Here is a 10,851-nt window from a genome sequence, read left to right as displayed (position 1 = left end):
AAGTTGCGGCTGGCTGCGAGGGCGATGCCTAACGCGATCGCGGAGATGATGCAAACGAAGGCTGCGCGCTGCCGGGGACTCACACGGTCTTGGCCGGTCAGGCTGGTGACGATAGTAGTGAGCGACATGCATCCGCCGTAGGAACTCAGGGTATTGCCGGTAAGCTTGCCGCAAATCACGGCGAGCAAAACTAGTGGCCAGATCGCCCCGCCGAGGGCGGCAAGGTAGCCCACCTGGTCATTGCTGAACGCGGCGCCGCCGAGGGCAGCAGCGAGTGCGCCGAGGATCATCGCGACGGAGCCCCCAAGCACACTGCCGAGAAACGTCCAGCCGATGGTCGCTCGTGTGGAGGTTTCCGCGGGCAGGTAGCGGGAATAGTCGGCGATGTAGGGTCCGAACGTGAGCTGCCAGGAGGCCGAGATTGAGATGCCCAGCGCGAACGGCGCGGCGGCAAAGCCGTGGGTCGCGATAGGGATGGGCATGTTCCCGTCCGCGATGATTCGGACCAGCAGGATGGCAAACGCGACACCGCTTAGCACTGCGGCTACCCGTGAGAACCGGTGGATGTACCGGTAGCCGACGATGGCGAGGGCGGTGGACATCAGTGCGAACACGACGGCGCCGGCTTGGGGAGGGATGTGAAACAGGGCACTCATGGCTTGGCCACCCAGTACCAGCCCGGTGGCATAGAAGCCGACGTAGATCATCAGGGCCAGCACCAGCGGGAGGATTGCCCCGTAGTAGCCGAACTGAGCCCGACTCTGAATCATCTGCGGAACGCCGAGCTTCGGCCCCTGGGCTGAGTGCAGGGACGTGAAGAAGCCGCCGACTGCGTTGCCGAGCACGATGGCGGGGATGGACCACAAGGCGCTGTTCCCCAGAATTACGAACAGCGCCCCGGTCACCACTGCGGTGATGGACGTGTTGGCGGCAAACCATACGAAGAACAGGCTGCGCGGTGACCCGTGCCGTTCTTCTGGAGGAATGAAGTCAATCGAGCGGCGTTCGATGGCGGTGGTCTTCGTCATGGGACCTCCGGGTTGTTGATGGAGCCGCCAGTATGCTGCCGATATATCGGTTGGATAATGGGCGTATACCCTTGGCTGGCGTTGAGCTATGCTTCACTTTTCGTACCCACACCAGCGGCGGCAGGAGCGCGATGATGAACCAAGGCAAGGCCGGACAGGCCTACCAGGAGATTGAGAAATTGATTGTGTCCGAGGAGTTGGCACCAGGCACTTTGGTGTCCGAGGCCGTGCTCATGGAAAAGACGGGACTTGGCCGCACCCCAATCCGCGAAGCCCTCCAGCAGCTGGCCCGAAACCGAATGGTCGAGATCCATCCCAGCCGTGGGGTACTCATTCCGCCGGCATCAGTCGAGGCGCAACTCCGCATGCTTGAGGTGCGGCGTGTTCTTGAGGTGCTCGCCGTGCGACTTGCCTGCCACGACGCCTCCGGGGTCGACCGGGGGCGCATGGACGCCATAGTGCGTCGTCTGTCCGGGGATCCAATGCCATTGGCCGAGTACGCCGAAACGCTCAAGGACACGCACCAGATAATTGCTACAGCCGGCCACAACGAGTACCTTGCAGACGCGATGGCCCCTCTCCAAGGCCTCTCGCGCCGATTCTGGCTCGCCAATGTGCGCGACGAGCAGGACGAGATTAAAAATGGCACGACGCATCATCTCGCGATTCTCCGCGCGATCCTCGCTAGCGACCCCCAGGCCGCCGAGCAAGCCTCCCTCACCCTGAACGATTACCTCATCGAATTCGCCTACAAAACGATTCGCCGACCGTCCGGATCCTAGTAGGTGTAGCGGCCCGATAACATCCGACGCAGGAACCGATTACATCGGCTATGTCGGGATCACATTGGCTGAGATATCGCTGCACTCGGGACCACTTTCGGTGAGAATGGGCCCACATTGATTGAGAACAGCCCGATTACATCGGCCAGGAACCACATTCCGTGAGAATGCCCACGAGCCTTTGCTAAGGCGGAGGTCACCGCCGGCTCACGACCCTCAACCGCCGCTGGAGCCGGCACCGCGTCAACAGCCGCTTCCACGGTTCATCGGTCATCCGCGCGACCACGACCGTTCGCCAGAAAGCGCGACCTTGGGTACGCGCGGCGGACCTTCTCCCGCACCTGGGCTCCCGGTCAACGGCGAAGAGCAAGCCGACCGAGACACGCGCTCGACTGAAGTAGAACGAGCTCGGTTTTCAGAATTTGGTGTTTCTGCTCACTTTCACCGGTTCTACTGGCATATGGCCGGTGCAATCGTCGAAAAAGCGATCGCAGTTGCGGACCCTGCACAAAATGTTGACCAGGTCACTCAGCCCCAAAAAGTGACACAGCGAACGGCGGTTCCTGCTGAACGGTGACAAGACCGTGATTTCAAGTAGCATCGGTTAGCGCCGCACACGACTTCAGGAAGGAATGGTGCCCGGCAGCAGGATGGAACGGTCGACCGTGCGGATGTCCCGGTGCCCGCAGAAGGCCATCGTGATGTCCAGTTCCTTGTGGATGATCTCCAGCGTTTTTGTGACCCCGGCCTCGCCCATGGCGCCCAGCCCGTAGAGAAAAGCGCGGCCGATCATGGTGCCCCTGGCGCCGAGCGCAATGGCCTTGAGCACGTCCTGTCCCGAGCGGATGCCGCTGTCGAGCCACACTTCGATCTGGGTGCCGACAGCCTCCACGATGGGCGGCAGCGCCTCGATGGTCGACGGCGCGCCGTCGAGCTGGCGGCCGCCGTGGTTGCTGACGATCAACGCGTCGGCGCCGCTAGCGGCCGCCAGTCGCGCATCTTCGGCGTCCATGATGCCCTTGAGGATCAACTTGCCGCCCCACAGCTTCTTGATCCACTCCACGTCGGCCCAGCTCAGCGCCGGGTCGAACTGCTCGGCCGTCCACGAACTCAGCGACGACAGGTCGCCCACGCCCTTGGCATGGCCTACGATGTTGCCGAACGTGCGGCGCTTCGTGCCCAGCATCCCCAGGCACCAGCGCGGCTTGGTCGCCAGGTTGATCAGGTTAGCGATGGTGGGCTTGGGCGGCGCCGACAGGCCGTTCTTCAGATCTTTGTGGCGCTGTCCCAGCACCTGCAGGTCGAGCGTGAGGATCAGCGCCGAGCACTCTGCAGCCTTGGCGCGCTCGATCAGGCGTTCGACGAAATCCTTGTCGCGCATCACGTACAGCTGGAACCAGAAGGGCGCCTGGGTGTGCGCCGCCACGTCCTCGATCGAGCAGATGCTCATGGTCGAGAGTGAGAACGGAATGCCGAATTTCTCGGCCGCGCGCGCCGCCAGGATCTCGCCGTCGGCATGCTGCATGCCGGTGAAACCGGTCGGCGCGATGGCCACCGGCATCGCGACGTCCTGCTCGATCATGGCGGTGCGCGTTGTGCGGCCTTCCATGTTCACGGCCACGCGCTGGCGCAGCTTGATCTTCTGGAAGTCGCTCTCGTTGGCGCGGTAGGTGCTTTCGGTCCAGGAGCCGGAATCGGCATAGTCGTAGAACATGCGCGGCACGCGACGCTCGGCCAGAACCCTCAGGTCTTCGACGGTGGTAATGATGCTCATCGGAGAATCTCGCTCAGTGTTGTTGCTTCAAACGCCGCGCTCAGTGCACGACCATCAGGGTGAAGGGCCAGACGTAGGCTTGCATCGTGACGAAGAGCCCTACCAGGCAGGCGAGCGCAATGGAGTGAAAGAACACATAGCGCAGGATATCGCCTTCGTGGTTCACCCAGCGCGTAGCGGTGGAAGCCACCACGATCGACTGCGCGTCGATCATTTTGCCCATCACGCCACCCGAACTGTTGGCTGCGCCCATCAGGTTGACGCCCAGGCCCAACTGGCCAGCCGCCGCCTTCTGCATGCCGCCGAACAGCACGTTCGACGCGGTGTCGGAACCCGTCATCGCTACGCCGAGCCAGCCCATTAGCGTGCCGAAGAAGGGATACAGCACGCCGGTGTTGGCGAAAGCCAGTCCCAGCGTCGTGTCAGTCCCTGAATAGCGCGTCAGCGTGCCCAGCGCCAGCATCAGCACGATGGTGAGCAATGAGTAGCGCACCAACCATAACGTGCGGAAAAAGATACGCACGATTTCCACTGGGTTGTACTTCATGACCAGCGCGCCCACGATTGCCGATAGCAGGATCCCCGTGCCCGTGGCCGAAAGCAGGCCCAGCATATAGACCGCGCTTTCCTTGACGGGCGCACGCACCACCGGCGGCATTTTCTCGACCAGGTTGTGCAGCCCGGTCATCTGGAATTTCGGCGCATAGAGGTGGTCGAGCCAGGTCTTTACCGAGGGCAGCCCCCAGACGAAAACGAACACGGTGAGGATCAACCAGGGCGTCCAGGCGCGCACCAGTTGGGCGCGGCTGTGTCGCACGATCGGGCCGGCCGGCTTGGCTTCATCGGCGCTCACGTCGTGGCCTTTGAGCGACGGCGAGATCCAGATCTTCCTCGGCTGCCAGACGCGCAGGAACAGCACCAGCGAGATCATCGAGACCAGCGCCGCGATGATGTCCACCAGTTCGGGCCCGATGAAGTTCGAGACCAGGTACTGCGGAATAGCGAACGACAGACCGGTCACTAGAATAGCGGGCCAGATTTCCATCATGGCCTTGCGCCCGGCAAAGGCCCAGATCAGCCAGAACGGCACCATCAGCGAAAACAGCGGCAGCTGGCGGCCGATCATGGCCGTGACCTCCATCAGGTCGTAGCCGTGCACCCTCGCCAGCGTGATGACCGGGGCGCCCAGAGCACCGAAGGCGACCGGTGCGGTGTTGGCAATCAGCGACAGGCCCGAAGCGGCCAGCGGCGAGAAGCCCAGTCCAATCAGGATGCCCGCGGTCACCGCCACCGGCGTGCCGAAGCCGGCGGCCCCCTCGAAGAAGGCGCCGAAGCAAAATGAAATCAGCAGCAGTTGCAGCCGCCGGTCCTCGGTGATGCCAGAGAGCGAGTCCTGCAGGATCTTGAAGCTGCCGTTTCGTTCGGCGAGTTGCTGCAGGAAAATGATGTTCAGCACGATCCAGCCGATCGGCAGCAGCCCGGTGAGGCCGCCATAGAGCGCCGCGCGGCCGGCCATGCTGGCCGGCATGCCATAGCCGAACACGGCCACCAGAGCGGCGGCGACCAAACCCAGACCGGCGGCAATGTGGGCCTTGATGTGGAAAAGCCCCAGGCACGCCAGCATCACCACGATGGGAATGGCCGCCAGCGCGGTGGAAATGAACATGTTCCCAAAGGGGTCGTAGACCTGCTGCCACATCATCGTTGTCTCCTTCTTCGACGGTTCATCCGTCGTTGAGGCGACAATGTAGCCAGCGGCGAGCGGCTCCGAATGAAACGTTAGCCGCCGCGGCGTGAATGATTTTCAAACGGTCGGGTCGGCGCTCATCCGAGCGCGTGCTTCAGCCACTCGACAAAGGCCGCGCATTCCCAGCGGTCGAGCGTGCCCGGCTTCCAGCACAGAAAGTAATGGTGCGGCGAGGGCACGCTGCGCGGCGAGAGACGAATCAGCCGACCGCTGTCCAGCCAGGCGGTGCCAAGCCGTAGGCGCATCAGGGCGACACCGAAACCAGCGACCGCCGCATCGAGTACAAGGCCGATATCGTTAAACTGCGAACCCCCGCTCGGTTCGTCCAGCGTGATGCCGCTTGCGGCGAACCAGGTACGCCAAGGCTCGAGTGGGCAGCGGATCAACCGGGCGCGCGAGACTGCATCGAGTGTGGCGAATTCGTCGAGCGGCCCCACTTCGTTCAAGTATTCGGGGCTGCACACGGGAGTCACCTCGTCGGACGAGAGGTGCAGCGATTCGCGATCCGCATAGGGGCCGGGGCCGGGGCCGAAGCGCAGTTCAATGTCGGCCTCCTCGGCCGTCACGTTGAGCATCGGGATCGTGACCTGGAGCACCAGGTCGATCTCCGGGTAGGCGTGGCGAAACAGCGCCAGTTTGGGCAAAAGCATCTGGCGAGAAAAGGTCGGCGTGACCGCGACACGCAGCCGTGTGGTGCCGGCTGCACTGCCGCGGCTCGGAATCTGCTGCAGCACGGCCAGCGCCTCGCGCACACGGTTTAGGTAGGCCGCACCTTCGGTGCTCAGGCTGAAGTCGCCGCGCGCGAAAAGCTTGATGCCCAGTTGGGATTCGAGCTGCCGGATGCGATGGCTGACGGCGCTGGGCGTGACACTGAGTTCCTCGCCGGCGAGCGTGACGCTGCGCAACCGGGCCAGCGTCTCGAACGCCAGCAGTCCTTGTATGGAGGGGATACGCGAGGTGGCCATAGTGAATGGGGTCACACCGCGCGAGAACCTGGGCCGATGTGGATCAATGTCGAAGTTCTGCTCGTGAGCGGATTGTTTGAAACTATAGCTCAACGCACATGCGAACACTCCGCTTATTGACGGCATCCCAAGTCGCACGCAAATGTGAACACCGAAGATATTGCCGAGCGGCGCTCGAATCCTCGCAAATCGAATGGCCGCTTGCAGCGGCGTATCCGACACATGAACGTCCGAGCAACTACGTTGGCGAATGACGCTTCATGGCCCGGATTGCGCCAGTTCGCATCAGGCGATGGCTGACTCGCGAACTGGCCGAGGCTCGATCGTACCTACAGGAAGCGTTGCGGCATACCGAGACCGAAGTGAGCGTCACGCGGTGCAATGCCTCATCCACCCGTAGTGCGACTGTGCTGAGGGCTGGGATTGCTTAGCGTACGATTTTTTCCGAATTCTGAAGTCACCCCTACCTGGCTTCAGCCCTACCCGCCTGCCACACGCCAACCGCTTGGACTCCATGACACCGACTGCAAAGCTCGCCTTGCTCACGTTACCGCCCGTGCTGGCGGCCTGTTTCGGCGCCCTCGCGGCCGCTTGGCGAGCGCCGGGCCCGAAAACGTCGAGCGTGATCCAGCATTTCACGGGCGGCATCGTGTTCGCGGCCGCCGCGCTTGAACTGCTGCCCCAAGACCGTGCGCATGCGTTGATTCCGGTCGTCGTCGGTTTCGTGCTCGGGATCGCACTGATGCTCGCGATCAGCGAGCTATCCGGATCGATCGAAACGCGCTTCGAGACAGCGCGGCTGCCGGTGAGCCTGATCATCATCACCGCGATCGACCTCGTCGTTGACGGCCTGGTGCTCGGCATTGCCTTTTCCGCGAGCGACGAAAGCGGCATCATCCTGACCGTCGCACTGACGCTCGAGGTGTTGTTCCTCGCCCTTTCGGTCAGCGCGGCGCTGGCCGCGGCTGGCATCGGCCGCTTGCTGTCGATCGTCGTTCCGGTCGCGCTCGCGGCCCTGCTGAGCGTCGCGGCCGTTGTCGGCAATGCGGCGTTCGCCGGGCTGCCGGCGAATATCTATGCAGCGCTGCTGGGGCTGGGCACCGTCGCTCTGTTGTACCTCGTCACTGAGGAACTGCTGGTCGAAGCGCACGAAGTGCCCGAATCGCCGTTCGCGACGGCTTCGTTCTTCATCGGCTTCATCGTGTTCTTCCTGATCGAAGGATCGGTGAAAGTCGGATGAACCGGGCGTAACGGCGCGGCGGTTACCAGGTCGTCGCGCCAGTCGGATAGGTATCGACGATCCGCGTGCCGTTGACCGGCGTGACACCCTCGTCGCGTAACGCGGTCCAGAGATCGATTGCATGTTCGCGCGACTTGCGGCTGCCGTCGTCGGCCAGCACGTTCAGCGCGATCACTTCGTCGCGTGTGGTCAGCTGCAGTTGCTCCTTCAGCTTGCGTGACTGATGCGACGCGGTGCGAACGTCGCCGAGCATGATCCGCGTCTCCGCGACCGCCGAATCGTCTCCGGTATCGGCCGGCACGAACGTCAACCAGCCGTTGTCGACTTCGCATAGCCCGCGCGCAAACCTCGCGGTCCACGCGCCGGCTGGCACGACCGCGAATTCGCAAAGCATCCGCTCGTTCGCGCGGCTGCCGACGTCGTGGGCCGGCGCGTGCGACAGCGCACGTTCCGGCCAGCCTGCCGCCGTCGCGGCCGTCGACATCAGGCACGCCGCCAGCACGATTCCTTTCACGATATTTCGCATCGCCCCTCCTTTTCTTGAATCAACGATCAAAGCACCGCGAAGCGGTTGTCGTGCGCGTCGACCATCGGCATCTTCTCGCCACGATGAACGGTCGAGCGATGAACCTCCTGATTTCGCGCGACGGCGGCCGGACTCGCCGGATAGTCGTGATTCGGGCTCGGGATCACGCCGTCGTGGCGCGCACGCACGAGTTCCTGAAACACTTCCTGGCGGCTCTTCGGCTGCGCGGCCACGGCCTGCGAGAAGGCGGCAATCGACAGCGCGACGGCGGCAATGCCGATCAGCGGACGCGGAATGTTCATGGGGTGGGCTCCTTACTGGAATTCCGTGACAGGAGCCGTCACTTTGATCCCGCGGCGGTGCGGATGCGTGACCGCTTCATGACGCTTTCGTCACCGTCCGCGCATCTTGTACATCGCAGTACGAATCGAAATCACCGCATGTTTCCGCACGCATGACACCGCGATGACATTTTTCTCATTTGTCCATCACCTCCACGATCCGAACGCTTTCCAGAATCGCCACCGCAATCGCGATATTCCGGCCCGTCGCGACACAAGTTCGGCGCCGGCATCGAACGATGCACGAAACGATCACCTTCAACTTCAGGAACACACCATGAATAATCCGGTTCGACTCGTCATGATGTCGGGAGCGCTGCTGACGACCGCGCATGCTGCGCATGCCACGGAAGTGATGCTCTACGGCTTGTTCGATACTTCGCTTACGTATGTGTGGAATGCCGATGCGCAAGGCAAGAACCTCGTCGGCCTCGGTAACGGGAACCTGCTCGGCAACCGCTTCGGCGTGAAAGGCGCGGAGGATCTCGGCGGCGGGCTGAAGGCGATCTTCACGCTGGAAAACGGCTTCAACCCAAACACCGGCGCGCTCGGGCAAGGCAACCGGATGTTCGGCCGGCAGGCGTTCGTCGGGCTGGAAAGCGCGCGCTGGGGGACGCTGACGATCGGCCGCCAGTACGATGCGCTCGCCGATGTCGCATGGCCGATCACCGGCGATTTCTACTTCGGCAGCGTGTACGCGACGCCCGGCGACGTCGATAACTACGACACGTCGTCGCGCACCGACAACGCGGTGAAGTACACGTCACCCGTGGTCGGCGGCTTCCAGTTCGTCGGCATGTACGCGCTTGGCGGCGTAGCCGGCAAGAGCGGCGCCGGGCAAACCTGGTCGGCCGGCCTGTCGTACAGCAACGGCCCGTTCGACGCGGCAGGCGGCTACTACTACGCGGCCAACCGTTCATCGCTCGCCAATGGCATCCGGACCGGGTGGAACGGCACATCGGACGGCACATTCGACGGGTCGCTCGTCAACGGTGGCTATATCTCCGCGAAATCGATCGGCATCGCGCGCGGTGCGTTGCGCTACACCTTCGCGCCGTTCACGGTCGGCATCGACTACAGCAATGCGCAGTACAAGGCCGATGCGACGTCGGCCTTTCGCGGCACGCAGAAGTACGACACCGCGCGCGGATTCTTCAACTATCAGACAACAGCCAGCCTGCTCGTCGGCGTCGGTTACAGCTACACGAAGGCGCGCGGCGATACGAGCGCGACCTACCATCAGGTGTCCGCCGGCGCCGACTACGTGCTGTCAAAGCGCACCGATCTCTATGCAGTCGGCGCGTGGCAGCGCGCGAATGGCGAACAGCGCACGCTCGACGGCGGCACGCAGCCAGCGCAAGCGTCGATCGGTTCCTACGGCTACGGTGGTACGCGCACGCAGGGCATCATCAATCTCGGATTGCGCCACCGGTTCTGAATCACGGCGATCAACCATGCGGGCCGTGTGACGAAAATTTCATGTTCCGATCAACTTCGCGATGTGTCGTGGCGCTACGATCGGAACGGTGGCGGGCCCTGCCCGCTCCCATCCACGCAGCGGGTCGCTGCCACACGGCACGATCACGCATTGGGCCCGGACTCATCGAGTACCGGGCTTTTTTTTGGGCGTTCGACGATCACGGCCTGGAATTAGACTGCGGGAACAGGCATGGATGCGTCTTAACATGCATGTTCGGATTACCGCAGCGATGCCCGGCGTAGTCTACCTGCTCGCCCGGCATCAGATTGGCCGGTGCCGCCTTGCGGGCGGCGGCAGTGGTATCGGAACGAGTCGATACGCAGCCCGCGTACAACGGGACGGTCAGGGCTGCGATCAAGGCGAGGCGAATGGCGGGACGAGGCAATTTCCGGTCCGGAATGAAGGTCTGAACGACGCCGCCCGCGATCGATGCGGCTGTCGCGATCGGCACGAATGCCGCCGGCGCATCGGCCAACGGCGGGCTTCATGTTCCGCTTCCCGCTCATCGCATCCGTGACGCGAACATGACGATTGCGTCATATCGACCGAGTCCGTCCAGTACATCCCGCACCTCGCAATCTGACGCATTTTTCATCTCGCTATCACGATCACGCACGGCTGCTTTCGCATACTGGGTCCATGGTTCGCCACCCGGCGGCCCTGATCAAGGAGAGCACTCGATGAAAACGGCAAAACTCGCAGCACTGTTCGTCACCGCCACGCTGTCGCTCGGCATGGCCACGCAGGCCGCGTTCGCCCAAACGCAAACGCAGGGCAAGTCCCGCACGCAGGTGATCAACGAACTGAAGCAGGCACAGCACGACGGCATCGTGCCGATCAACAAGACGCAGTACCCGCCGACCGCCGAGGTCGTCGCGCGCAACAAGGAACTGCACGGGATTTCGGTCCATGGCGGCGAGAAGAAGCCGCAGACCGACAACCACGACGCCCTCGCCGCGAAGTAATGA

Annotated in this window: 11 protein-coding genes; 4 read left to right on the top strand and 7 right to left on the bottom strand. The window is 63.0% G+C overall.

The genetic code is table 11. From position 1 onward, the window contains the following. On the bottom strand, positions 1–1,028 hold a 1,028-nt coding region (locus BST28156_RS08915; protein ID WP_174901968.1), incomplete at its 3' end, for a purine-cytosine permease family protein. A 134-nt stretch (positions 1,029–1,162) separates the two neighbouring features. Here BST28156_RS08915 and BST28156_RS08910 point away from each other — a divergent pair. After that, positions 1,163–1,810 carry a GntR family transcriptional regulator gene (locus BST28156_RS08910; protein WP_230943077.1) on the top strand — a complete coding sequence of 216 codons (648 nt, stop codon included), beginning with the start codon at positions 1,163–1,165 and terminating at the stop codon, positions 1,808–1,810. Between the two features lie 622 nt (positions 1,811–2,432). Here BST28156_RS08910 and BST28156_RS08905 read toward each other — a convergent pair. The 3 genes from BST28156_RS08905 to BST28156_RS08895 all read right to left on the bottom strand — a co-directional run bounded on the left by BST28156_RS08905 (position 2,433) and on the right by BST28156_RS08895 (position 6,296). Further along, the gene (locus BST28156_RS08905) at positions 2,433–3,584 is read right to left on the bottom strand and encodes an alpha-hydroxy acid oxidase (protein ID WP_012218155.1); all 1,152 of its coding nucleotides are present in this window, start codon (positions 3,582–3,584) and stop codon (positions 2,433–2,435) included. 40 nt (positions 3,585–3,624) lie between these two features. After that, positions 3,625–5,286, bottom strand: coding sequence for an L-lactate permease (locus tag BST28156_RS08900; RefSeq protein ID WP_012218156.1), 1,662 nt, complete (start codon positions 5,284–5,286; stop codon positions 3,625–3,627). Positions 5,287–5,408: 122 nt separating this feature from the next. After that, complete coding sequence (locus tag BST28156_RS08895) at positions 5,409–6,296, bottom strand: LysR substrate-binding domain-containing protein (RefSeq protein WP_012218157.1); 888 nt, start codon at positions 6,294–6,296, stop codon at positions 5,409–5,411. A gap of 514 nt (positions 6,297–6,810) precedes the next feature. Between BST28156_RS08895 and BST28156_RS08890 the strand changes: the two genes are divergently transcribed. Next, entirely contained in the window at positions 6,811–7,536 is a 726-nt protein-coding gene (locus BST28156_RS08890; RefSeq protein WP_012211002.1) for a ZIP family metal transporter, read from the top strand. Between the two features lie 22 nt (positions 7,537–7,558). On the opposite strand, the gene BST28156_RS08885 is transcribed toward BST28156_RS08890, so the two are convergent. Further along, positions 7,559–8,062, bottom strand: a complete 504-nt coding sequence (locus BST28156_RS08885) for a hypothetical protein (RefSeq protein ID WP_009693532.1) — start codon at positions 8,060–8,062, stop codon at positions 7,559–7,561. Positions 8,063–8,088: 26 nt separating this feature from the next. After that, the gene (locus BST28156_RS08880) at positions 8,089–8,364 is read right to left on the bottom strand and encodes a DUF4148 domain-containing protein (protein ID WP_009693531.1); all 276 of its coding nucleotides are present in this window, start codon (positions 8,362–8,364) and stop codon (positions 8,089–8,091) included. 316 nt (positions 8,365–8,680) lie between these two features. Between BST28156_RS08880 and BST28156_RS08875 the strand changes: the two genes are divergently transcribed. Next, complete coding sequence (locus tag BST28156_RS08875; protein WP_012211001.1) at positions 8,681–9,841, top strand: porin; 1,161 nt, start codon at positions 8,681–8,683, stop codon at positions 9,839–9,841. A 199-nt stretch (positions 9,842–10,040) separates the two neighbouring features. Here BST28156_RS08875 and BST28156_RS08870 read toward each other — a convergent pair whose 3' ends face one another. Then, on the bottom strand, positions 10,041–10,358 hold the full coding sequence (locus BST28156_RS08870; RefSeq protein ID WP_012211000.1) for a hypothetical protein: 318 nt from the start codon (positions 10,356–10,358) through the stop codon (positions 10,041–10,043). 205 nt (positions 10,359–10,563) lie between these two features. On the opposite strand from BST28156_RS08870, the gene BST28156_RS08865 reads away from it, so the two are divergent. After that, positions 10,564–10,848: a DUF4148 domain-containing protein gene (locus tag BST28156_RS08865; protein WP_009693528.1), complete on the top strand. Its 285-nt coding sequence runs from the start codon at positions 10,564–10,566 to the stop codon at positions 10,846–10,848. The last annotated feature ends 3 nt before the right edge of the window (positions 10,849–10,851 follow it).

Source organism: Burkholderia pseudomultivorans, from assembly GCF_902499075.1.
GTDB classification, from domain to species: Bacteria; Pseudomonadota; Gammaproteobacteria; order Burkholderiales; family Burkholderiaceae; genus Burkholderia; species Burkholderia pseudomultivorans.
Note: the sequence above shows the minus strand (reverse complement) of the source record. Positions and strands in the feature narration are given on the sequence as shown.